We start from the raw sequence: 21,931 nt of genomic DNA, 5'->3' as shown, positions 1-21,931 counted from the left end.
TATATTATCTATGACCGCACAACGTTTTCAAATAACCATTCCCATCTATCAAAAACCCTACATGGTTCAAATTCAAAAGAAGCTTTCTTACATTCTTGCGCAAGAAAAATTTCCAGCTCCCTATCAGTAAGAACTGTCAATATTCGTTCCGATAAAGTTTCTGAATCACCTACAGGAACAAGATAAGCAGCAATACTCTTAGGAAACAACATTCGTGGACCACCACAAGGGCAATCCGTAGAAATGCAAGGAAGACCAATAGCCATAGCTTCCATCAGCGCATTAGGCATTCCCTCAATATCCGAAGACAAGACAAATAAGCGCGCATTTCTAAGAGAAAAAGGAACATTGGATATTTGTCCTGGAAAGTGAACTCTTTGACCTACTCCAAGTAACTCTGCATATATTTTTAACGAAGCTGTATCACCAGAACCATATATTGTAAGGTCATCGTTTATCTTATTTGCAATTTTTGCAAATGCTTCAATCAATAATTTATGATTCTTCAGTTTATTAATTCTACCAACTGTAACTATTCCAGACCGGACTTCATTCAGTCTCGTATTATAAAAAATTTCACCAATAGGATTATATATGATAACTGATTTTTTTCGTATTGCTTGAGGAAACCAATTTTTAGCATCATTAGTTTGAAAAACAGCCGAATTCCCAAAACGAAAAAGCGTTTTTGCTAGAAAAAATGCTAATTTACCCCTATATTCAATATGTGGGCTACTACGCACTGAAAAAATAGATTTAACACCAGTTCCCATTTTCGCTATTGTTGCCCGAAAATTCGGTTCTGCCATGAATGAAACAAGTATATCCGGCTTTTCCAATACCAACAATTTCCTTAAACGGCAAGTAAGTAATACATTTCTTTTAAGATATCCTTCTATTTTATTCGAGTTTAATGAAATGCGCCTTACACCCTTTCCATAAGAATATTCCCATGAACAAGGAAAAGACGTTACTATAGTACACTTATGACCACGAACGGACATTTCTGTAGCCAAATTGGTAAGTACCCTCTCAGCACCACCACTGGATATAGTATTAATATAAAAAAAGATTTTCATCACATTTTAGGAATTCAAAAAACAACAAAAAAACATGTCGTAAATTAGCGGTGACAAAAAAATAATAATTTGCTAATCAGCATTTATCATTGAATAATAATCCTGAAGAGATTCCCTATCCGGATTTTTCGTTTTATCCAATATTGAACTATATGGATACCAGTGTACATACTTCCTCATATTCTTGCCAGTCAAATCTGACATATCACTAAAGTAGTATCTGCCATTCCACAAAAGAACCATCGAAAGTATACATGTCAGTAATATATATCTAGTGCCAAATACAAAGCGATTGCTTTTCCATAGCTCAACTACGAAATCGCTTAAGAAAATAATACCAATGAGGCATAAATAATTAAAAAAACGGCTGATGAAAGGAAAGCAAATCACCAATATGCCAAGCAAAAGAAATATGGGATAGAAATCATAAAACCGAGATCTCATACGTAATATCCGGTTTTCTATCTGCATCAATACACAAGGAAAAAGAATGTAACCTAAAAAAGCGATCAGGACACCCATAAAATTCAGATTTTCTGATACTTCCGTATAATTAACCAACTTTATAAATATAATTGGAGGGACTCCTAAAGAAAAAGCCGCAGCAATGATAAAGTCTATATTTATAATGATTCCTGCAACAACTACAAACAGCCAGAAAATGCGTCTTAGCGTAATCCTTATACCGTATATTAAAGGAAAAACAAACGATATCGCAGCACCATAGTGGAAAAGGAATGCTATAATTGCCAATAAATAATAAGCAACGTATTTTTTATTCTGCAAGAATTTCACACTGACCAAAAAGACAGAAACGGCCAATGCTTCTCTCGCTATTTCCATATTTACCAAAACATACAAAAATAGGAAATAAAGAAAAACTGCTGTAAACTTATTTTTCGTATTAGAAGAGATGAACCAAAAAACAACCGAATTTATTATAATTGAATGAACTATCTGAAAAAAAATAAAATCGTTTATAGTTGATTTTATTAAAGCCACGAAAAAAATAAATAAAGGCTCCCATCTATATGAAAAATAATCAGCTAAGGATAGGTCGGACAAATAAACCTGCTCCTCTTCAAAAAAATCCTGATAAGCAAAAGTATCCGCTCCTATTCGATATCTAAACCCAGAAACTACTACCAACAGCAAGTAAATGAAATAATATCCTAAATTATAACCTTTCTTATGACCTAAAAAGTCATAAGAAAAAGACAAAAAAAACAATAACAGTAAAATTGGTATATACGGCATTCTAACTCAGATACAGTTTTACCTTTTTATAATTCATGTACATTTCTATTCCATAAAAAGCAACTGCCAATATTAATATGATATATCGAGTCATAGGAGTCATATTGCAATTCATTACAGACATAGAAATGCTCAATGCAGGCAATATCAATATTACAAAATAAAATTTACTAAAAGGAATATAATACAGTTTATTAGACACAATCCAACTAATTACAACCAACATCAGATATGTTAATATCATCGAATAAATCACTCCTTCTATTCCCCAAAATACAATAAACAGGTACATACTTACCACATTAACAATCAAAGACACAAAATAATTATAAGATACATACTTTGTTTTCTCCGTATATTTAGGTCCGATATCAATTACTTCTTTTATTATTGTCAAAGCAAAATATAGCGACAAACTGCCAATATATTTATATGAATAAAAAAAATCCGGACCTGCAACTATACTAACAATATCTTCAGATAACAATGACAATACCGATACTAATAAAAACAAGAAACAAGAAACTAAAGGCATGAACTTCGCAAAAAGTAACCGGTGGTTTTCCTTTGCAAACTGTTGATACATAAAAGGAAGCCAAGCCATCATAAAAGCTGTTCCCAAGATTTGCACGCCAGAGGCCAACTTTAAAGAAAAAGAATACAAGCCTATTATTGATGTTGTTAAAAAAAACACCATAAAGAGCCGATTGGAATAAACCATCATCACACTTCCCACACGAGCAGGAAACTGAGGCAAAGCATAACTAAAGCTCATCATGAGATTTTTCCATGAGAAAGAAAAAAGCAAATATTGCTTTATATTAGTATACAATACGATAGAAGTCAATACGAGTGTCAATAACTGACATATCAAAACCCATTCCAAACCTCCATCCATGAAAACAACAAAAACGAATACGGATAACAATAGCAATACGACTTTCAATATTACTTGGTAAGTAAAAAGTAAGTTTTTTTTTTCATACCGAAGTATAATCAAGCCAAGCATTGAAAAGTTTATAAAAGGCAACTGGATTGCAGACAATATAACTAATAAATAATAAGCAGAGCTGGAAAAAAGCAAACTGGAAATATAATATGACAACAAGCATATTATAATTGAGAAAAAAAACGATAATGAAATGACCGTAATTAATATGCTGAACAAAAAGATTTTTTTATCATCCCCCTCCCATTTGTAATAGTATCGTTGAAGCGATGTTTCCAATTGCAGCAACGCAAATACAGATACTATCCCCATAAGTACCTGACATAAATCAATCATTCCATATTCGGTAGTTGTAAATAAACGAGTATAAATGGGCAGCAAAATGAAAGCCAATATTTTCTCAATGCTCGTTGCAACACCAAATGAAAAAAAAGACTTTAGGAACTCTCTCATTTTCTAGTCTCTCAAATACTATTCTGCTTCAAAAAATCTAAAAATCTTTTAGGGGAAACAATCATAGAATCAACACATTGTGATTTGTCTAGAGCTTCCTTTATAAAATCCACATCTATATCCTCAAGAGTAGAAAAATAGGAAAACTGCTTGTCATTGAAATATTCCTTTGCTTTTATGAAAGCATTATTTGTCAGCAACTTTTTCTTGTAAGCAATTGCTTCTGCTGCTCTTAAAGATGACCCGGACTGTGATGTATCCATCAAAATTTCCAAAATACACTTTGTCTGGACAATTTTAGATACAATAACTTCGTATGGCAACTTATGCTTAGAATCAACAATATTAAAATCACATTTTATCCCACAACTTTCCAGCCGATTCCGAAGTTGTTCTATTATCGCCCTTCGACCTTTATCCAAACCACAAAAAAAGATATCCGATTCATTTTCCTCCTTAATCGAAACATTCAATACGGAACAAACCTGATTGTAAAATTGAAAATTATGTTCAACTGCATCTATTTCATTAAAAGTTATAATCATGTCAAACTTTTCCCGATTATTTTCCACAAACCGCAACTGTTTCTCATTGACTCGGGAAGACAATGTATTTGTAAACATGTAGAACAATTTTGAATGCGGATATTTTTTTTTCAAATATTCCAAAAAAGGAAGGTGAGTAGAACAAACATTCTGTTCGTATATAATAAAATACACTTGTTCATATCCATGTATGGTTTGTAAAGGATATAAATATCTATATATAAACTCAGGAACCATATTCTCCCATCCATATCTTGTCATAAAAAATAGAATATTATATAATATTTTTTGCCTGACTGATAAATCATTGGGAGCAAAATACAAAACATCTTTATTATATAGGATATCATTATTTACAACTTTCATGTAATCTGAATATCCCCAAAAAACATATTTAATTCTCATTATAATACAATAAGCGCTAACTTCCTTCTCCTATCTCCTCCACCAGCGACGCATGCACAAACGTCGTCGCCACCGCCATCACCCCCTCGATGTTCACCACCACCCTCCTATCATGGCGCACACGCACAAACACCCCTTCCACTCCTTCGAAGATGCCGCCGGTGATGCGTACCCGGGTTCCTTGGGAGAGGTTCAGCTCGGTGGGTTCAAGATAGAGCACAGCCTGGTCGTAGGTGCCAGACACGGCGATGAAGCTGCGCATCTGCGAGTCCGGGATGACGATGGGCTGGCGGGTTTCGCGGTCCATGATATAGCGGATAGGGATATTCATGCCCGGTTTGTTCTTTATTTCGTCCATACGCTCACGGGTGGAGCGGACGAAGACCAGGTTATGGACCGCAGGAACAAGCTTGCGCAAGCGGCGCTCTTTCCTCACGACATACTCATAGCGCATGGGTATATAGTTTTCAATGCCCTCTGCATCCAGGTATTCCTTGAAAAAAAGCTCTCGGCTATAGGTGACACGCACTGCATACCAGTGCATTTCTGCATTCTCGTTCACAAAAAAATATGATTGGGGGACACCGGAGTAGCGAAGTACCTCCCGGTCAAGTAATGTAATGCGGTTACTTTAAATAGACTATGTGCATTCATTTTATTTCAAGACCCTCCACCATCTCGGAAGGAAGGCGACGAAATAGTTATATTCAAGCTATCTTGCGATAAGCTGTTATAAACGAAACGTTTATAATAAAAAAAATGTTTTATGACACGCTCCGTTTAATGAACGCAAAGGTAATGTCAAGAAATGAAAGTACAAAATATTCTGATTGATAAAATGATAATCTTTTTTAATGCAGGTATCATCGCACTATATATCAAATAATTACGTTCATTAGGTAAGATACACGCGCACGCGCGTCATTTCTTATTTTTTTAAAGAAAGAGTGTGTTACATATATAACCATAGGTTCCGGTACCTCACCCTATACATACAGACTACACACACGCTTCACTACTTCACAGGGATACCACAGAATTTCGTAACTATTCAGCAGATGATGCTTTATGATAATTTTTCAGACGCTGATAACACAGATGACACGAATTATTTAATTTCACGTCCTTAGAAGCGTTGCATCAGGTAAGAAAAACATAAAATCTGCGTTATCTGTAATTGTACAGACTCCTTTTTTGTTAATTTTGCAACCGATTTACTAACTTAATATAAAATTATATTTTCAAATTGTAGTTATGAGAACAAAAAAACGCCAATTAGCGTGATGCAAATCAAAGGGAGAGATTACCAAGTGCTGTACACCAAAGAGAGCAAAGAGGTGCAAGTGGCCATCGACCTGCTTTCTATGGTAGAACACAAGTCGTTAACCGTGGAATACAAGGAGCGGAAGGCTTTCCTGACACCCTTCATCCCACTGCTGATAAATCCCCAAAAGGAACACGGACTGAAGGGCGTAAGCCCCTTCGCCAAGCTGCTGCATCTACTTGTAAACTTTATGGACGCGGACGGAAGCGGCAATACGCTGAACCCCGATTGCATTGAGGATGAGATATATAAGCTCTTCAATGAGCTATATCCCAAGGAGTAAAACGGACCGAGGAATTCAAATTGTAAAAAAACGGCTGTCCCACTGCGGATGGCCGTTTTTGCTTCCTAAGGAAATAAACGGCATCTTTGCGCCGCCAATAAGGCAAACTTAATACAAATCGAATGGAAAACATTCCAGTGACCACCTACCGTGGTTTCAGCGCCGTCAGCGGGGAGACAACCTTCACGCAGGACATGGCTGACATAAAAAACGGCAAGCATGCCAAGTTAATCATCAAAATCGCCAGCCTCGTGGCGCAGGGAAAGGTGGAGGAAGCCAACCACGTCAAGAAGCAGCTTCCCTTCAGGACCCTCACGGCCAACTACCGGGAAAGAAGGCTCGTACCGAGCATCACCCGCTACAACCCCGTCATCACGCTCGACATCGACGACCTGGAAGAGGGACAGTTGGAGCGGACCCGGACCCTCATCAACGAAGACCCGCACACCCTGGGGAGTTTCCTCTCCCCCAAAAGGCACGGCTACAAGCTGTTCGTCTTCATGCAGACGGAATACACCCGGCGTCTGTATGACCGTCTCCGACAGGGCGAGGTGACCTACGCCACGCTCGAGGAGATACACCTGAAGCTGTACAGCGCCGCCAAAGAGCACTACGAGGTCCTTCTCGGAGTAGAGGTGGACGGAAGCGGAAAGGACATCTCGCGAGGATACTTCATGTCCTTCGACCCGCATGCCTATATCAATGCCGCACTGCTGGAACAGATTTCCCCGTTGCCGGCACGCATCATCCCGCCTGCGAAGAAGGAGAACAGCCCAAAGAAGACGCCCGTCGAAACGGTACACCCCCTCCCCGCCTCCTCTGCCGCCACACCGCAGGACGCAAAGCCTTGGGAGAAGCTGATATTCTCCCAAGCCGTGACCGCCGTGAAGCGCACCACCAAGTTCCGGGCAGGCAACCGCGACAACTTCCTCTTCGCCCTGGGCAACAAATGCTACAGCAAGGGCCTGGACGAGCAGACAGCCATCAGACTGGCGAAAAACGAGTTCGGGCAAGAGTATCCCGACGTGGAATCTCCCCTGCACAATGCCTACATCTATACCGACAAAACCAGCGAAGCCGCCACAAAGAAGGAAGAGAAAAAGCCCATCATCAACCAAGTGATGAGCTTTCTGGAAGAGCACTACGGCATCCGCAGGAACCTCATCCTGGACCGCCTCGAATTCATGCCCTATGCCCTGTCGGCAGATGCCGGAAAAGGTTACCGCCCCATGCGCGGAAAGGACTACAACACCATATTCGTAGACCTGCAGATGGCCGGCATCTCCTGCTACCAGAATTTCCTCAGAGCCGTGATAGACTCCAACTACGCCAAGGAGTTCAATCCCTACACCGACTATCTGTACGCGCTTCCCCCCTGGGACGGGACGGACTACATCGCCCGGCTGGCCGACACCCTGACGACCGAGAACCAGGAGCTATGGCAGAAGGGCTTCAAACGGTGGATAGTGGGCCTGGTGGCCTGCGCACTGAGCGACGAGGACATGAACCAGCTCGTCATCATCCTCTACAGCGAGCAGGGAAAGGGAAAGAGCAGCTGGATTCGGCGCCTGCTGCCGCCCGAGTGGAAAGAGTACTTCTACAACGGCATAATAGACCCGAGCAACAAGGACGATGCCCGCCTGCTCGCCACGCGAATCATCATCAACATGGAGGAGTTCGAAGGCGTGAAGCCCGGCGAGCTGGCAGCATTGAAGCGAATCATCGCGCAGGACAACGTGACGCAGCGCAAGGCCTACGACATCGAAGCCTTCACCCTGCCCCGCCACTGCTCCTTCATCGCGAGCACCAACAACCGGCAGTGCCTGCAGGACATCGGTGGAAACCGGCGTTTCCTCCCCATCACCGTCACCGGCATAGACTACCACACCCCGGTGAACCATCCCGGCATCTACGCCCAGGCGCTCGCCTTGCTGAAAGACGGTTTCAGATACTGGTACGAGGGCGAGGAGATAGAACAGCTGAACAAGCACAACGAACGGCACCGCATGAAAGACCCCGTGGAGGAGAACCTCTTCGTCTTCTTCCGCAAACCGCTGCCCGAGGACCTGCAGATAAAATGGCTCCCTGCCAGCGTCATACTGACCAAGCTCAGCATATTCGGGAAAGTGCAGGTGAACCCGCACACCCAGCTGGTACTGGTGCAGGCACTGGAAAAATACGGATTCGGTACACGGACCAACGAGCAGGAGACGACCGAATATGAGGTAGTGGACATCCAGACATATCAGTAACCGGCATTCGAGGAGAAGAGAGAAGCCCCGTAACATATATTGTTGTGCATGACAACATATATTGTTACGGGGCTTTACATATATTGGCGTTTTCCTTACAAGGCTTCCCTATTTCCGGCCGGCATCCTGTCAGGGTTCTCCCAGATACTTCACCAGCACTTTCACTTCCAGAGGAGTGAAGGTGCGCCGGTATTTGTTGTAGCCCACCTTCTCCAGCTCACCCTTCAGCGCCTTGTTGTGGCGTATCCATGCCGCCAGGGTATAGATGGCATTGCTGATGCAGTAAGTCGGGTTGTAGAGCATGGCAAGCTCCTCCTTCGAATAGGCGTGGATGCGGAACGGACGAAGGTCCTCCTCCTCTTCCCTCTTTTCTTTTTCTGTTTTCATTCTTTATGTTATTGGTTGATTATTACACCATAAAGATACTGAATATCAGTGATATGACCAAGCATATACAGACATAAACGGGCATCGGACGAAGAACTTTTCCTGAACAGAAAGGAAACGGGAAAGAGACGGCGTAACCCGAAGAAAGCCATGAGCAGAAAAAGCCGGAGGAGTACTTTTGCAGCACCCCTCTTCCCCCCTAAAGGAGAAAGAGCAAAGTATTGCAATACGGGACTTTAATTTCTAATTGTTAATTTCTAATTATTTAATTGTTTATGGGAGTACCATTCAAGAAGATTGCGAGGAAAGATCCTCGAAAGGCAGATGCGGTGGCAAAGTTCTACCCGCAGCTGGTGACACTGGGCGACAATGCGACGCTGGACGACATTGCGTATGTGATGAAAGAGAAGAGTTCGCTGACACTGGGAGACATCCAGAGTGTATTGACCAATTTTGTGGAGGCCATGATAACAACCCTCTACAGCGGCCAGTCGGTCAATATCAAGAACTTCGGCGTATTCAGCCTGTCGGCGCGTACGGCAGGCGTACTGGATGTAAAGGAGTGCACCGCCAAGAACATCAAGGCGGTGAAAATCAATTTCCGGCCTTCCAGTACCGTAAGACCGGACATCGCCGCCACGCGTGCCGGGCAGAAGATTGACTTCTACGACCTGGAAGCATTGGTGAACAAGGGAGACGGTGAAGGAGGAAGCTCCGGTGGCGGTTCCGGCTCGGGAGACGGAGGCGGTTCGGACGGAGACCAGGGCGAAAATCCGTTGGGATAAGTATGACTGATTTTACTACCGATTCGTATGTTCAACTTTTAAAACGTATATAGCATGAAAAAAAGTATCTGGGATAAAATTCTGAAAGTCGTAATTGCAGTAGCCTCTGCCATCTTAGGGGCATTGGGAGCCAATGCGATGAACGTGAACATTTAAGTCGCCGGAAAGAAAGGACGGCAGGAAGAGGAAACCCCGAAAAAGGTTTCCTCTTTCTCTTCCCTCTCTATACAGCGCAGGATACGCCAGTCGCAGCTACGCACCCAATAGCGGAAAGCCATGTTCGGGTGGAAATGCTCCGAGAAGTCCAGCAGACGTTCCAAATCAAACTCCTCGGAGATGACACCGGCACCGCTACGGAATGCATCGTAGGCGTTACAGTCCTGCTCGATATGCGCCGGAACCATCAGCAAAGGCTTGCCCAGATACATCGCCTCGCAGACCGACTCGAAGCCGGCAGTGGTGGCATAGGCCTTGCAGCCTGCCATGTAGCGCAGGAACTTGACGTCATCGAGCTGATGGAAACTCAAGGTGTCGTCCACACGGCACACCTCGGCTTCGTCCTGCTTGTCCCAGAAGAAGTGGAGGGGTATTTCCGGATGGGCACTGTGCCAGTGGAGGATATTCTCGCCAAAACCGGAGTTTACCATGTATCCGTGGAGATAATCCCCTTCCGTACCTTCGCACGACAGCACCTCCCTCCGCAGCAATGGCGGAACCACGCGGATATGCGCTTCTTCGTCATCCTCCATCTCGCGGAAGGAAAGGGCGAGCTTTTCGCGGGCACCTATGCACGTGAGACGGGTGAAAAGGCGGAGCAGCCACAGATGGAAGCCGTTCTTACCGGGAAACTCGAAATCGCGGTGCAGGAACAGGTACTGGTGCCCGACGCTTATTTGAGGGACGGAAGGACGGAAGAAGAGATAGGCCAGCCCCGTGAGCAGTTCGTAGAAGTTGATGACCAGTTCGGCGCCACTCTCCTCGATGCGGCGGTGTATATAGTGCATGCTTTTCAGATAGACGGGCAGACGGGTGAGATTATAGGCCACACTACGCGCAAGACTTGCCCGCTTGTTGGCAGGCGTAGGCAGGAAATTGGGACTGAGAAAACGTTTCACCGGAGCTTGGATGCTGCGGTTGAAGAAACCGGGCAGACAGCGCGAATTGCTTTTGCCCACCAACACTTCCACTACTTCGTGACCGTTGCGGCGCAGCAGCTCTTCCATTGTAATGGCTTGGGTCAGATGCCCGCGGCCTTCTCCTTGAACGATAAAAAGGACTTTCATTGGGACGACTTGATGATTTACAAATTAATGTTGAAACACATGCAGCACATGACGTTGCATTTAGTTGATGCAAATATCGCACCTCCGTGTTACGGCAGAATGTGAAGAATGTGACAATTCGGTTATAAATGACAAAAGTCACACCGGCATCGCGCAGACATGACTTCAAGAGAATTTATGGAATAAATACGTAAAAAGGATAATTCGGTCGGCATATGATGCCGGAGCATCAGACAAATTCCTCGACCATATACATATCACTGACAAAATCGTCAACAATCTGTTCCAGGTTTTCGCAGGCTTCGTCAGGCGTTTCACCGTAGGCGCTGCACAACACATTATTCATGAAATAAGCGTAAAAACCACCCCCGGCTGCCGCCTCTACGGTATAGTCATTTCTGTTCAGTTTCATATTCGGGCCTCCTTTCTTTTTTTACGCTGCAAAAATGAGGGAAAGTTGTTACGAGAAGATGTGAAGGAGGTTACAATAGTATGTAGATTGGTTGGCTTTGATGCAGTGGAAAATAAATGGATTGAATATTAGGAGTTTTCATTTATTCAGTTTACCTTTGATTAAAAATAAAAGCAATGGGTAAAATTAAACCATATAAAGAGCAGGACTCTTCCAAACAAACGGCACAAGAACCGATGATGGCAACTTATCATCAATCAGCCATACCGATGGACGACTTTATCAACAGTATTCCCCGAGATGCTTTGGCTGAAGCCCTTCTATTTGCCTTAGAAGAGAATAAAGCAGGACACTGTATATCAAACTCCCAAATAGAGAGTATGATAAATGAACGCATGGGATGGAAATAGTCTGGTCTAAGTTGGCTTATGAGCACTTTTTAGAGATACTTATTTATGTAGAGAATAATTTTGGCATGTTGACGGCACAGAAAACACATCAAAAGATACAAGACAAAGTAAATCTTTTAGCAAAACATCCGTATATAGGAATTATAGACAGTGATTTTTCTACTCTATTTAACAACATTACTGTCCGTCATTTAAAACTTTCCCCTAACGTGATATATTATTTGATTGATGAGAATAGGATTGTCATTGCAGCAATGCTTCATTCAAAACAATCTCCGGAAACTGTACGTAAAACAATCTCAGAATTTCTGAAGCAATATAAATAGCTGTTCATCAATTCATGATGAGAGATAACTCTATAAATTTAAAACCGAGAGGACGTATCAAGATATACAATCACCCCAGATTACGCGGATTGACACAGATAAAAGTTTCTGATTATCAGAACTCCTAAAATCATCTGTGTTAATCCGCGTAATCCGGGGTGGGTATTATTAATAGGAACGTGCGAAAATCACGCGGCAGGCAGAAGGCTTGCCGGTAACCATACACTTGCCCGGTTCCTTGTCACCCGGAACAAATGAATCGAAAGGAATACAACGGATGGTTGCTTTGGTCTCTTCCTTGATTTTCTCTTCGGTTTCGGTAGTCCCGTCCCAATGAGCCAGAATGAAGCCGCCTTCTTCAATCTTTTCCTTGAATTCCTCGTAGCTGTCCACGCTGGTGATGCGGCTGTTACGGTAATCGAGCGCTTTCTTGTAGACATTTGCCTGAATGTCCTCGAGCAAATCCTTCACGTACTCTTCGATACCCTCGCAGGAACGCGTCTCCTTCTCCAGTGTATCGCGACGCATGATTTCCATTGTATTGTTCTCCAGGTCGCGGCCACCCATCACCAGACGGACGGGAACCCCCTTCACCTCATAGTCGGCAAACTTGAAGCCCGGACGTTTGTTGTCGGCATTGTCGTACTTCACGGAAATACCCATTGACTTCAGCTTGGCAACAATGCCTGCCACTTTCTCGTCAATCTTAGCCAGCATCTCCGCATTCTTGTAGATAGGAACGATAACTACTTGTATCGGAGCCAGGTGCGGAGGAAGTACCAGACCGTTGTCATCGGAATGCGTCATGATAAGCGCTCCCATCAGACGGGTGGAAACACCCCAGGAAGTAGCCCAAACATACTCCAGCTTGTTCTCCTTATTGACGAACTGCACATCGAACGCCTTGGCGAAGTTCTGTCCCAAGAAGTGGGAAGTACCGCTCTGCAAAGCCTTTCCGTCCTGCATCATCGCTTCGATGGTGTAGGTGTTGAGGGCACCGGCAAAACGCTCGTTGGCAGACTTCACGCCCTTTACCACGGGCACCGCCATGTATTTTTCGGCAAACTCGGCATATACATTCAGCATCTTTACCGCTTCTTCTTCGGCTTCCTCGCGGGTGGCATGTGCCGTGTGTCCTTCCTGCCAGAGGAATTCGGCGGTACGGAGGAACAGACGGGTACGCATTTCCCAACGGAACACGTTTGCCCACTGGTTGCACAAGATAGGCAGGTCGCGGTATGAATTGATCCAGTTCTTGTAGGTGTTCCAGATGATGGTTTCGGAAGTAGGGCGGATAATCAGCTCTTCTTCCAGTTTTGCAGCAGGGTCCACCACCACACCGCCGCCATTCGGGTCGTTCTTCAAACGATAGTGCGTCACGACGGCACACTCTTTGGCAAAGCCTTCCACATGTTCCGCTTCACGGCTGAGGAATGATTTCGGAATAAGCAAGGGGAAATAAGCGTTGACGTGTCCCGTTTCCTTGAACATATCGTCCAACTGACGTTGCATCTTCTCCCAGATAGCGTATCCGTAGGGCTTGATTACCATACAGCCGCGTACTGCCGATTGTTCTGCCAAATCGGCTTTTACCACCAACTCGTTGTACCACTGAGAATAATTCTCACTACGTTTGGTAAGGTCTTTCAATTCTACTGCCATTCTATTTCGTTTTTTAAAGTTTTTCCTACGTTTAAAATGGCTTGACCCGAACATTTTCCTCGATATTTAAAAAAAGGCAGCCGCTGTGATGCAACTGCCTAACTCTAAATGGAGGAGCGGCAAGCGAGACTCGAACTCGTGACCCTCAGCTTGGGAAGCTGATGCTCTACCAACTGAGCTACTGCCGCATAAACATTTCCAAGGTCATGCCTTAAAAACGGTGGCAAAGTTAATAAATTACTTCCTAAAAAAACAAACGTTTCGTCAAATATTTCTTATTTTTGCTCGGGAAAACAAAGATATTCTTTCAAAATACAGACTAAATACCAATGAAACGAATCATACTCATCACCGGAGGAGCACGTTCCGGCAAAAGCACCTATGCGGAAAAGCTGGCACTCGAGCTCTCTCCCACTCCCGTTTATCTTGCCACGGCACGCATCTGGGACGAAGAATTCCGCCAGAGGGTAATCCGGCATCAGGAACGCCGGGGACCGGAATGGACAAACATCGAAGAGGAGAAAGAACTCAGCCGCCACCGGCTGGAGGGGCGGGTCGTCCTGATAGACTGCATCACCTTATGGTGTACCAACTTTTTCTTCGACCTGCATTCAGATACCGACCGGGCACTTGCCGCTGCCAAGGCGGAATTCGACCGCTTCACGGCACAAGACGCAACCTTCATCTTTGTAACCAATGAAATAGGTATGGGAGGAACTTCCGAGAACGAACTGCAACGAAAGTTCACGGACATGCAAGGCTGGATGAACCAATATGTAGCCGCCCGTGCCGACGAAGTGATACTGATGGTATCCGGCATCCCACTTACCGTAAAAAACACTCATTCATAAAACAACAAACAATTAAAATTCAACAGACTGATGAAAACATTTCATATCACCCGTCCGGACGAGTCAATCCGTCCCACATTGATTGACAAAATCAACAACCTGACCAAACCCAAAGGCTCATTGGGCATTTTAGAAGAACTGGCACTCCAAATCGGACTCATACAACAGACATTATCCCCCACCTTGAAACATCCGCAAAACATTATCTTCGCCGCCGACCACGGCATTGTAGAAGAAGGTGTCAGTCTGTCTCCAAAGGAAATCACCTGGCAGCAAATCAGCAACTTCCTTCATGGAGGGGCAGGTGTCAATTTCCTCTGCCGGCAGCACGGCTTTACCCTGAAGATTGTAGATGCAGGAGTAGACTACGACCTCCCCTACGAGAAAGGCATCATCAATATGAAAGTGCGCAAAAGCACCCGGAGTTATCTGCACGAGGCAGCCATGACGGAAGAGGAAATGGAGATGTGCCTGGAACGGGGTGCCGAGGTGGTGCGCCAATGCCATGAAGAAGGCAGTAATGTCCTCAGCTTCGGTGAAATGGGTATCGGAAACACCTCTTCATCCTCCCTGTGGATGACCTGCTTCACCGGTATTCCTCTGGAACAATGTGTCGGCGCAGGCAGCGGACTCGACAGCGCGGGCATCCGCCACAAATACGAAGTGTTGAAGCAGTCTATGGAGAACTACAAGGGCGACGGCTCTCCCCGAGACATCATCCGCTACTTTGGCGGACTGGAAATGGTGATGGCCATAGGCGCCATGCTGCAAGCTGCCGAGCTGAGGATGATTATCCTTGTAGACGGATTCATCATGACCAACTGCCTGCTTGCCGCCGCCAGGCTCTATCCGGAAGTGACGGATTACGCCATCTTCGGACACTGCGGAGACGAGTCGGGCCACAAACTGGTGCTCGACGCCCTGCATGCCCGTCCGCTGCTGAATCTGGGGCTGCGTTTGGGAGAAGGAACAGGGGCCATCTGTGCATATCCCATTGTCGACTCGGCCGTGCGGATGCTCAATGAAATGGATAACTTTGCACATGCCTCCATCACTAAATACTTTTAACATGAACAATGTCTTGGCTGCATTCATAATGCTCACCCGACTGCCCTTCTGGAAAATCAAGGAAGTACCGGCAGAGTGTTTCAAGCATGTGGTTCCCTATTGGCCGCTTGTAGGCTGGCTGACGGGAGGCGTGATGGCGGCAGTGCTGTGGCTTGCCGGACAGATTATGCCGGTGTCATTGGCATGGATTCTTGCCCTCATCGCACGCCTAATTGTCACCGGATGCCTGCACGAAGACGGACTGGCAGACTTCCTCGACGGCTTTGGCGGCGGCACCACCCGCGAACGGACTCTAGCCATCATGAAGGACTCCCACATCGGAAGCTACGGTGTCATCGGATTGATATGCTATTTCCTGCTGTTGCTCCAACTTCATCACCTGCCACTGGGACTTCTCTGCATCCTTGTGCTCTGCGGTGACTGCTGGTCCAAGTTCTGTGCCTCCCAGATTGTCAACTACCTGCCCTATGCCCGGAAAGAGGAAGACAGCAAAAGCAAGACCGTCTACAACCGCATGAGCCGGCACGAGTTACTGGCCGGATTTCTTTGCGGCCTGCTTCCTTTCGTTCTGCTGCTGCCTATAAAGCTGTGGATTGCCACCCTCTTCCCACTGCTCACCTTCTTCCTGCTCTACCGATTGATGAAGCGGCGCCTACAAGGATATACGGGTGACTGCTGCGGGGCCACTTTCCTGCTATGCGAACTGTCCTTCTACTTGGGAAGCCTTATTCTAATTATAAATTAACAACTGAAAATTAAAGATGGAAGTAATACTCATTCGACACACTTCGGTAGATGTTCCTCCGGGCGTATGCTACGGACAGACCGATGTTCCCCTGAAACCCACGTTTGAAGCGGAAGCCGCCGTGACAGCAGAAAACCTGAAGGCATACCTTCCGTTCGACCACGTCTACACCAGTCCCCTGACCCGCTGCGTGCGCCTCGCCACCTATTGCGGCTATCCCGATGCAGAACGGGACAAACGGATTATGGAAATCAACTTTGGCGACTGGGAGATGAAGCCGTTCGAGCAGAATGAAGACCCACGCCTGCAGGAATGGTATGCCGACTACATGAACGTGGCAGCTACCGGTGGAGAGTCCTTTGCCATGCAATACCGACGTGTCGGCCAGTTTCTGGACGAGTTGAGGAAGAAGCCCTATACACGCGTTGCCATCTTCGCACATGGCGGCGTATTAATCTGCGCGCAACTCTATGCCGGAATCCTCAAAGCCGAAGAAGCCTTCGACGCATTGACGCCCTACGGCGGCATCGTCCGCATCAATCTCGACAAGGAATAGTGAACGAAATAGTAGGGCCTTCCTCCGCTTCGGTTTGCACCTTGTAGATACCTCCAAAATAATGAATAAAATGGGCATTGATTTCATGGCGAATCAAGCTCGTTTTATTCTCAAAATGTACCTTTGCAAACGGGGCGTTGACCACGTCGAAATAGAGGGCCGACCTAGTGCGGTCCCGTCTGATGCGGATAATCGCCTCATAACGGGCAGTGTCATTCTCTGACGGAGTCAGCATGCTGACAAGCAATGTATCGAACCACCTTCGGTCTGTCCTCGCAAGCTGTTCCTTGAGGTCGGTCTGCAGGCTGACAGACACAGTGCTCTCCTCACGGCCGTTCACTTTATCCAGCACCTCACTGCACAACTGAATAATGTCACACTCCTCGTCCTCATACTGAATCTTGCCGGACTCCAAGCGGGACAACTCCAGAATGCTGTTGACATAATTCAGCAGACTTTCCGCATTGGTCTGAATCATCTGCCCGTATTCCCTCTTAGTCTCCTTATCCAGCTCCTCCTTTCCGGTCAGCAATTCGGCAAAGCCCACCACCACATTCAGCGGAGTACGTATATCATGGCTGATTTCCGATTTCAGACGTTCCTTCGCGATGTTGTCCGTCTCTGCCTGCAAAGCGGCTTCAGCCGTCTTCTTCTCTACGACAGCAATCTTTCCGGAGACATAGCGCGTATACAAGTAGAAAAGCAGCATCAGCAGCAGGCAGACGCCCAGGAATATAAATCCTATACGGTAATTCATGTCCTGAATCTTCTGCTTCTCCAACAACAGCTCGTCAATGTGGTAAATCTCCTTCACCTGCTTCAACTGGTTGGCCGAGAAGGCATTGTTCAGCGAATCCTGCTTGCGTATGAGGTAGCGCCGGGTCTCGATGGCCCCGTCAATGTCCCCCTTGTCATATTGCGTACTCGCCTTGTAGTTTATCAAAGTGGCAAAGGTGGAAACGTAGTTGTTCAGTACCGTAGGGGTCACCTCGTCTATCAATGCGATGCTTTTGTCATACTCATCGGTCTTGGCATAGTATTGAAGCTGTATCAACTGGACATTCAGCCAGAAGACGGGATCTACATGCGGTTCAAGCAGTTTCTTTACTTTCTCGATATGCTCGTGCGCCACTGTAAAGTTCTTCCGGTTCATGTAGTGCAGGATATACTTCACTTCGCAGTCAATCTCGAAATTGCTCCAGTTTTTCCTTGTCTCGGGTTCTTTGGAAATAACCGTCTGCAACGTCATGTCCATTTCATGCAAATAGGGCAGCTTCAGGCTGTCTTTACCGCCATTGCCGTATACCTGGGCAATACGCGACAGTATATCCACTTTCAGGCTGGTCTTTGTCTGGGGAGAGAAATTCCGGTAAGCCTCCAAGAAAGCGTCCAGTGCCTCATTCGGGCGGCTGGACACTCCGTAGGCACACCCCAGACTGTTATACGCCGCTATCATCCCGTTATTGCTATGGCGGAGTTTTGATTCCTCCAACGTCTCCTTAGCCACATACACCGCTTTCTCTATCTGTCTCTTGGAAGCCAGGGCGCGGCTGATGGCAGCCTTCTGCTCCAGATAATAATCGTAAGTGCCTACCTGGGAGACAAAATCCTTCAGCACATCCACCCAATACGACAGACTGTCCGGGTCGTGTTTCTTGTCATAACATGCCGCCAGATAGTAAGCGCCCATATTCTCATAGAAAGCGTTCTTCTGCCGCCGCGCCTCCTCGTACAGACGGGTGGAAAAAGTCATGTTATAGGGAGCATACTGGTGCTTGTAGGCCATGTCACGGAGATACGTCAGCCGGACAAGGGTGGCCGGCAGGGCATCGGCAACCTTCAGGATGCTGTCCTGATACCGGACAGCCCCCGTGTCTTCTGCCAGCAGCGGACAGATATATCCGCAAAACAAAACATGGATGAGAATCAGTATTCGTTTCATTGCGCCGTTCCTCCGTGTAATGCGGGATTATACTTCAAAGGATGCGTAAAACAGAAACGCGCGCCACGGGTATACCCACTGTCCACCCACAGCTTGCCGTTCATATATTTCACAATCAGTTGGCAGATGGAAAGACCCAGTCCGCTTCCCTGCACAAAATCATTCAGCTTTTCAAAGCGTTCAAAAATCAAGTGCTGCTTCTCCGGTGGAATGCCGCATCCGGTATCCGTCACGGAGAAAAGTGCCGTACCGGCATCAGCCATCTTCAGTTCCAGCACGATGGAGCCTTGTTCCGTAAACTTGGCGGCATTCACCAGCAGGTTTATCAAGACTTGGCGGAGGCGCGCATCGTCCGTATCCAGCATCAGGACGGACAAATCCGTGTCAAAACGCATTTCAACCTCCAGCTTGCGCGAGGCCATCACGGTCTCCACGACCTCATTACACAACTTCACGGCATCATGCGTGCGGATGTTGAAGGTTATATTGTCATTCTCGAAATCCGAGAAATCCAGAATGTCATTGATAAGTTTCAGCAACTGAAAGGAATTCACCTTGATAATTTCGGAGAATTCCCGGCGCGATTCGTCATCGAATGACTCGTCCTCATCCGTCAGTACCGCCGAGAATCCGACAATGGCATTCAGCGGCGTACGTACCTCATGGCTCATGTTCGAAAGAAACATATTCTTCCGTTGTATGGCTTGCACCGCTTTCTCCTTCATCGCCTCCTGCCGCATCTGGGAACGCTTCAAACGGAATATCTTCTTCCAGCCCAACACCAGGAGGAATATCAGAAACAGTACGGACACAATGATGCCTGCCAGATAGAAACGCATGGATACAATGCGGTCGCGTTCGTTCTGGTAGGCCAGTTGGTCGGCCTGGAAACGGGTACAGAGCCGGTCTATCTCCTTGGGATAGTTCTTCTCGAACGAAGTCTTGATATACGAAAAGACCTTGCCGTACTGTCCGTAGGCTTCTTCCTTGTTCCCCATCTTCACCAGTAAATCCGCCTTTTCGAGCAGAGCTTCCTTGTAGATGTTATGGTTTATCCGGGCATATTCGGTTTGAAGGAAATCATTGTAGGCGGTCAAGGCTGCCTCATGCTCTCCGGTGGCCACCAGATAACGGGCATCTATAATCAGAAGGTATTGCCGTATCTCCGGAATCAGTTGCGCTTCAAGCTGGCCTATCTGTACCAGATGATGGCTGGCGGCCTTCAAGTCACCCTTGAATAATTGGCAGGAAGCATTGGAGATGTGACGCATGGCCAGCTCCAGCGGAGAAAGCCGGTCTTCCGGATAGAGGTTCAGACGTGCAAGATAACGCGAGGCACCGTTTACATTCCGTATGCGCAGGTTATAATCTATCAGTTCCACCAGTAGCATGCGGATATGCACATCCTCCCCGTCCATCCCATCCAGCAGTCTCAAAGACTCTTCGTAAGCGGCACCGGCTTCCCGAAGCCTGCCGGTATAGCTGTACACCTCTCCCATGGCATTCAGCGCCAGGGCATTGCCGAAGGGGTAGGCAAGCGCGCGGGCTTTGGAGTACATCTGGTCGCTCTGGGCAATGGCCATACGGATTTCTCCACGGAAAAGGGAGGATTTTATAAGTATCCTTTCCAGTTCGAAATAGGTGTAATAGCGCTGGGATTCATCCAATTGGGACAAAAGGCCGTCGGCATTCAGCGAGTCACACTCCTCCCGGGTCAGATAGTCGAAACCGAGGCTGTTGTGAAAAGTGGAGATGACCTCATGGACTATACTTTCCTTTTCTTTAGTCCAAGAATCCGCTTTATCTGTTGCCGATGCAATTATTGTGCTCCCGAACCAAATAAAGAAAAGGAATATATATAGTTGCTTTATCCTCATTTATAAGACTTTGTCTGCTTTAAAAGTTACATTTTTAATGCAACGCGGTCTTGCAAAGATATTATATCTTTTTGGAACGGACAAAGAATCAGTTAAAATAACAACATTTTAAAAACAAAAGGAAGCCAAGGTCGATGTCACTATTACGGCAACCACCATCCACCACTCCACACGCCGGTTGATGCGGACAGCCACACGCATATCTTCCGTCTTCAGAGGCCGTTCATTAGAACCGATATAAGGTTTCCATACCTCCTCGCCGAAATAGTTGTGCGGACCTCCGAAACGGCAGTCCAGAATACCGGCAAGGGCGGCTTCCGGATAACCGGAATTGGGACTGGCATGCTGGCTGCCATATCTGCCCACAAAAGCAAACAAGGAAAGGCGACCGGAAACCAGTACCATCAGAAAGGCTGTCAGACGGGCGGGAATATAATTGGCAACATCATCCAAACGGGCAGCAAAACAGCCGAACCGACGATAGCGTTCATTCTTGTAGCCGACCATGGAATCCAGCGTGTTCACCATCTTATAGGCAAGCATGCCCGGAACTCCCAACAGCAGATACCAGAACAAGGGAGCAACCACCCCATCGCTCAGATTCTCCGCCAATGTCTCCAATGCAGCGGTTCGTACTTCCTGCGCCGAGAGCGCAGACGTATCACGCCCTACGATACGTGCCACTTGCATCCTCCCTTCCTCCAAGGAACGGTCCACCGCCTTGAACACCATACGCACCTCGCGAACCAGCGTAGTGCCCGCCAAGCAATAGAATATCAGCAATATTTGCACCGTCAGAAGCATGCCCGGAGAAAAGAGTGCCGCCAAGCGGAGCAACAAAAGCGTAATGACATATACCCCCAAGACAAGAGACACCGCCACAAACGCACCTTTCAGGAAACGCGAATCGCCCCGGTTCAACCGGTGCTCACAGAAAGAAATGGCTTTACCGAAAGCCACCACCGGATGGGGTAGCCACGCCGGGTCGCCCAGCCAGTGGTCGAGCAGCCAGGCAGTGAGAAGCGGCAGGTTCAAGTTGAAGGCGACACCCAAAAGTATAAGTACATCTTCTTCCATCGG

The 21,931-nt window shown here is 46.4% G+C and carries 22 protein-coding genes and 1 tRNA gene; 10 read left to right on the top strand and 13 right to left on the bottom strand.

Annotated features, from left to right (window positions below; all coding sequences use genetic code 11):
* Positions 1-8: 8 nt before the first annotated feature.
* From H1A11_RS06190 to H1A11_RS06170, 5 genes are all read right to left on the bottom strand, one after another.
* Positions 9-1,079, bottom strand: a complete 1,071-nt coding sequence (locus H1A11_RS06190; RefSeq protein ID WP_117588821.1) for a glycosyltransferase — start codon at positions 1,077-1,079, stop codon at positions 9-11.
* Between the two features lie 72 nt (positions 1,080-1,151).
* Positions 1,152-2,336: an EpsG family protein gene (locus H1A11_RS06185; RefSeq protein WP_181757900.1), complete on the bottom strand. Its 1,185-nt coding sequence runs from the start codon at positions 2,334-2,336 to the stop codon at positions 1,152-1,154.
* Position 2,337: 1 nt separating this feature from the next.
* Positions 2,338-3,738: a lipopolysaccharide biosynthesis protein gene (locus H1A11_RS06180; RefSeq protein WP_181757899.1), complete on the bottom strand. Its 1,401-nt coding sequence runs from the start codon at positions 3,736-3,738 to the stop codon at positions 2,338-2,340.
* 11 nt (positions 3,739-3,749) lie between these two features.
* Positions 3,750-4,688: a hypothetical protein gene (locus H1A11_RS06175; RefSeq protein ID WP_227201702.1), complete on the bottom strand. Its 939-nt coding sequence runs from the start codon at positions 4,686-4,688 to the stop codon at positions 3,750-3,752.
* A gap of 16 nt (positions 4,689-4,704) precedes the next feature.
* The gene (locus H1A11_RS06170; RefSeq protein ID WP_181758079.1) at positions 4,705-5,232 is read right to left on the bottom strand and encodes a UpxY family transcription antiterminator; all 528 of its coding nucleotides are present in this window, start codon (positions 5,230-5,232) and stop codon (positions 4,705-4,707) included.
* Positions 5,233-5,971: 739 nt separating this feature from the next.
* Between H1A11_RS06170 and H1A11_RS06165 the strand changes: the two genes are divergently transcribed.
* Both H1A11_RS06165 and H1A11_RS06160 read left to right on the top strand, forming a co-directional pair.
* The gene (locus H1A11_RS06165; protein ID WP_005829213.1) at positions 5,972-6,295 is read left to right on the top strand and encodes a hypothetical protein; all 324 of its coding nucleotides are present in this window, start codon (positions 5,972-5,974) and stop codon (positions 6,293-6,295) included.
* 122 nt (positions 6,296-6,417) lie between these two features.
* Entirely contained in the window at positions 6,418-8,547 is a 2,130-nt protein-coding gene (locus H1A11_RS06160) for a VapE domain-containing protein (RefSeq protein ID WP_181757898.1), read from the top strand.
* A gap of 129 nt (positions 8,548-8,676) precedes the next feature.
* Here H1A11_RS06160 and H1A11_RS06155 read toward each other — a convergent pair whose 3' ends face one another.
* The gene (locus H1A11_RS06155; RefSeq protein ID WP_151252455.1) at positions 8,677-8,934 is read right to left on the bottom strand and encodes a DUF4248 domain-containing protein; all 258 of its coding nucleotides are present in this window, start codon (positions 8,932-8,934) and stop codon (positions 8,677-8,679) included.
* Positions 8,935-9,209: 275 nt separating this feature from the next.
* Between H1A11_RS06155 and H1A11_RS06150 the strand changes: the two genes are divergently transcribed.
* Positions 9,210-9,719, top strand: coding sequence for an HU family DNA-binding protein (locus tag H1A11_RS06150; protein ID WP_005829218.1), 510 nt, complete (start codon positions 9,210-9,212; stop codon positions 9,717-9,719).
* A 54-nt stretch (positions 9,720-9,773) separates the two neighbouring features.
* Positions 9,774-9,875, top strand: a complete 102-nt coding sequence (locus H1A11_RS06145) for a smalltalk protein (protein ID WP_005836960.1) — start codon at positions 9,774-9,776, stop codon at positions 9,873-9,875.
* Here the strand turns inward: H1A11_RS06145 and H1A11_RS06140 are convergent.
* Entirely contained in the window at positions 9,872-11,002 is a 1,131-nt protein-coding gene (locus tag H1A11_RS06140; RefSeq protein ID WP_181757897.1) for a glycosyltransferase family protein, read from the bottom strand. The genes H1A11_RS06145 and H1A11_RS06140 overlap by 4 nt on opposite strands.
* A gap of 229 nt (positions 11,003-11,231) precedes the next feature.
* Positions 11,232-11,414, bottom strand: coding sequence for a hypothetical protein (locus tag H1A11_RS06135; RefSeq protein ID WP_005829223.1), 183 nt, complete (start codon positions 11,412-11,414; stop codon positions 11,232-11,234).
* Positions 11,415-11,590: 176 nt separating this feature from the next.
* Between H1A11_RS06135 and H1A11_RS06130 the strand changes: the two genes are divergently transcribed.
* Positions 11,591-11,824, top strand: coding sequence for a hypothetical protein (locus H1A11_RS06130; RefSeq protein ID WP_005829224.1), 234 nt, complete (start codon positions 11,591-11,593; stop codon positions 11,822-11,824).
* The gene (locus H1A11_RS06125) at positions 11,815-12,150 is read left to right on the top strand and encodes a type II toxin-antitoxin system RelE/ParE family toxin (protein WP_181757896.1); all 336 of its coding nucleotides are present in this window, start codon (positions 11,815-11,817) and stop codon (positions 12,148-12,150) included. Before H1A11_RS06130 ends, H1A11_RS06125 begins: the two co-directional genes overlap by 10 nt.
* Before the next feature lie 168 nt (positions 12,151-12,318).
* Here the strand turns inward: H1A11_RS06125 and proS are convergent, their stop codons facing one another.
* Both proS and H1A11_RS06115 read right to left on the bottom strand, forming a co-directional pair.
* Positions 12,319-13,812, bottom strand: a complete 1,494-nt coding sequence (gene proS, locus H1A11_RS06120) for a proline--tRNA ligase (RefSeq protein WP_005829226.1) — start codon at positions 13,810-13,812, stop codon at positions 12,319-12,321.
* Between the two features lie 115 nt (positions 13,813-13,927).
* A tRNA-Gly gene (locus H1A11_RS06115) sits at positions 13,928-14,000 on the bottom strand.
* A gap of 141 nt (positions 14,001-14,141) precedes the next feature.
* On the opposite strand from H1A11_RS06115, the gene cobU reads away from it, so the two are divergent.
* From cobU to cobC, 4 genes are read left to right on the top strand one after another with little or no spacing between them, the layout of a single operon-like run.
* Positions 14,142-14,663, top strand: coding sequence for a bifunctional adenosylcobinamide kinase/adenosylcobinamide-phosphate guanylyltransferase (gene cobU / locus H1A11_RS06110; RefSeq protein WP_181757895.1), 522 nt, complete (start codon positions 14,142-14,144; stop codon positions 14,661-14,663).
* A 30-nt stretch (positions 14,664-14,693) separates the two neighbouring features.
* Positions 14,694-15,731 carry a nicotinate-nucleotide--dimethylbenzimidazole phosphoribosyltransferase gene (cobT, locus tag H1A11_RS06105; protein ID WP_098032430.1) on the top strand — a complete coding sequence of 346 codons (1,038 nt, stop codon included), beginning with the start codon at positions 14,694-14,696 and terminating at the stop codon, positions 15,729-15,731.
* 1 nt (position 15,732) lies between these two features.
* Complete coding sequence (gene cobS / locus H1A11_RS06100) at positions 15,733-16,476, top strand: adenosylcobinamide-GDP ribazoletransferase (RefSeq protein WP_181757894.1); 744 nt, start codon at positions 15,733-15,735, stop codon at positions 16,474-16,476.
* Between the two features lie 16 nt (positions 16,477-16,492).
* Positions 16,493-17,032, top strand: coding sequence for an alpha-ribazole phosphatase (cobC, locus tag H1A11_RS06095; RefSeq protein WP_117878124.1), 540 nt, complete (start codon positions 16,493-16,495; stop codon positions 17,030-17,032).
* Here the strand turns inward: cobC and H1A11_RS06090 are convergent.
* The 3 genes from H1A11_RS06090 to cbiB all read right to left on the bottom strand — a co-directional run bounded on the left by H1A11_RS06090 (position 17,013) and on the right by cbiB (position 21,928).
* Positions 17,013-18,974, bottom strand: a complete 1,962-nt coding sequence (locus H1A11_RS06090) for a sensor histidine kinase KdpD (protein WP_119961921.1) — start codon at positions 18,972-18,974, stop codon at positions 17,013-17,015. The genes cobC and H1A11_RS06090 overlap by 20 nt on opposite strands.
* Positions 18,971-20,851 carry an ATP-binding protein gene (locus tag H1A11_RS06085; RefSeq protein ID WP_119961920.1) on the bottom strand — a complete coding sequence of 627 codons (1,881 nt, stop codon included), beginning with the start codon at positions 20,849-20,851 and terminating at the stop codon, positions 18,971-18,973. Before H1A11_RS06085 ends, H1A11_RS06090 begins: the two co-directional genes overlap by 4 nt.
* A 108-nt stretch (positions 20,852-20,959) precedes the next feature.
* Entirely contained in the window at positions 20,960-21,928 is a 969-nt protein-coding gene (gene cbiB, locus H1A11_RS06080) for an adenosylcobinamide-phosphate synthase CbiB (protein ID WP_057087668.1), read from the bottom strand.
* Positions 21,929-21,931: the final 3 nt, after the last annotated feature.

The organism is Bacteroides sp. CACC 737, from assembly GCF_013874375.1.
Taxonomy (GTDB): Bacteria; Bacteroidota; Bacteroidia; order Bacteroidales; family Bacteroidaceae; genus Bacteroides; species Bacteroides uniformis.
Note: the sequence above shows the minus strand (reverse complement) of the source record. Positions and strands in the feature narration are given on the sequence as shown.

Coding starts and splice junctions, on each gene's coding strand:
- H1A11_RS06190 (WP_117588821.1), bottom strand. CDS start 1,079: ATGAAAATCTTTTTTTATATTAATACTATATCCAGTGGTGGTGCTGAG.
- H1A11_RS06185 (WP_181757900.1), bottom strand. CDS start 2,336: ATGCCGTATATACCAATTTTACTGTTATTGTTTTTTTTGTCTTTTTCT.
- H1A11_RS06180 (WP_181757899.1), bottom strand. CDS start 3,738: ATGAGAGAGTTCCTAAAGTCTTTTTTTTCATTTGGTGTTGCAACGAGC.
- H1A11_RS06175 (WP_227201702.1), bottom strand. CDS start 4,688: ATGAGAATTAAATATGTTTTTTGGGGATATTCAGATTACATGAAAGTT.
- H1A11_RS06170 (WP_181758079.1), bottom strand. CDS start 5,232: ATGCACTGGTATGCAGTGCGTGTCACCTATAGCCGAGAGCTTTTTTTC.
- H1A11_RS06165 (WP_005829213.1), top strand. CDS start 5,972: ATGCAAATCAAAGGGAGAGATTACCAAGTGCTGTACACCAAAGAGAGC.
- H1A11_RS06160 (WP_181757898.1), top strand. CDS start 6,418: ATGGAAAACATTCCAGTGACCACCTACCGTGGTTTCAGCGCCGTCAGC.
- H1A11_RS06155 (WP_151252455.1), bottom strand. CDS start 8,934: ATGAAAACAGAAAAAGAAAAGAGGGAAGAGGAGGAGGACCTTCGTCCG.
- H1A11_RS06150 (WP_005829218.1), top strand. CDS start 9,210: ATGGGAGTACCATTCAAGAAGATTGCGAGGAAAGATCCTCGAAAGGCA.
- H1A11_RS06145 (WP_005836960.1), top strand. CDS start 9,774: ATGAAAAAAAGTATCTGGGATAAAATTCTGAAAGTCGTAATTGCAGTA.
- H1A11_RS06140 (WP_181757897.1), bottom strand. CDS start 11,002: ATGAAAGTCCTTTTTATCGTTCAAGGAGAAGGCCGCGGGCATCTGACC.
- H1A11_RS06135 (WP_005829223.1), bottom strand. CDS start 11,414: ATGAAACTGAACAGAAATGACTATACCGTAGAGGCGGCAGCCGGGGGT.
- H1A11_RS06130 (WP_005829224.1), top strand. CDS start 11,591: ATGGGTAAAATTAAACCATATAAAGAGCAGGACTCTTCCAAACAAACG.
- H1A11_RS06125 (WP_181757896.1), top strand. CDS start 11,815: ATGGAAATAGTCTGGTCTAAGTTGGCTTATGAGCACTTTTTAGAGATA.
- proS (WP_005829226.1), bottom strand. CDS start 13,812: ATGGCAGTAGAATTGAAAGACCTTACCAAACGTAGTGAGAATTATTCT.
- cobU (WP_181757895.1), top strand. CDS start 14,142: ATGAAACGAATCATACTCATCACCGGAGGAGCACGTTCCGGCAAAAGC.
- cobT (WP_098032430.1), top strand. CDS start 14,694: ATGAAAACATTTCATATCACCCGTCCGGACGAGTCAATCCGTCCCACA.
- cobS (WP_181757894.1), top strand. CDS start 15,733: ATGAACAATGTCTTGGCTGCATTCATAATGCTCACCCGACTGCCCTTC.
- cobC (WP_117878124.1), top strand. CDS start 16,493: ATGGAAGTAATACTCATTCGACACACTTCGGTAGATGTTCCTCCGGGC.
- H1A11_RS06090 (WP_119961921.1), bottom strand. CDS start 18,974: ATGAAACGAATACTGATTCTCATCCATGTTTTGTTTTGCGGATATATC.
- H1A11_RS06085 (WP_119961920.1), bottom strand. CDS start 20,851: ATGAGGATAAAGCAACTATATATATTCCTTTTCTTTATTTGGTTCGGG.
- cbiB (WP_057087668.1), bottom strand. CDS start 21,928: ATGGAAGAAGATGTACTTATACTTTTGGGTGTCGCCTTCAACTTGAAC.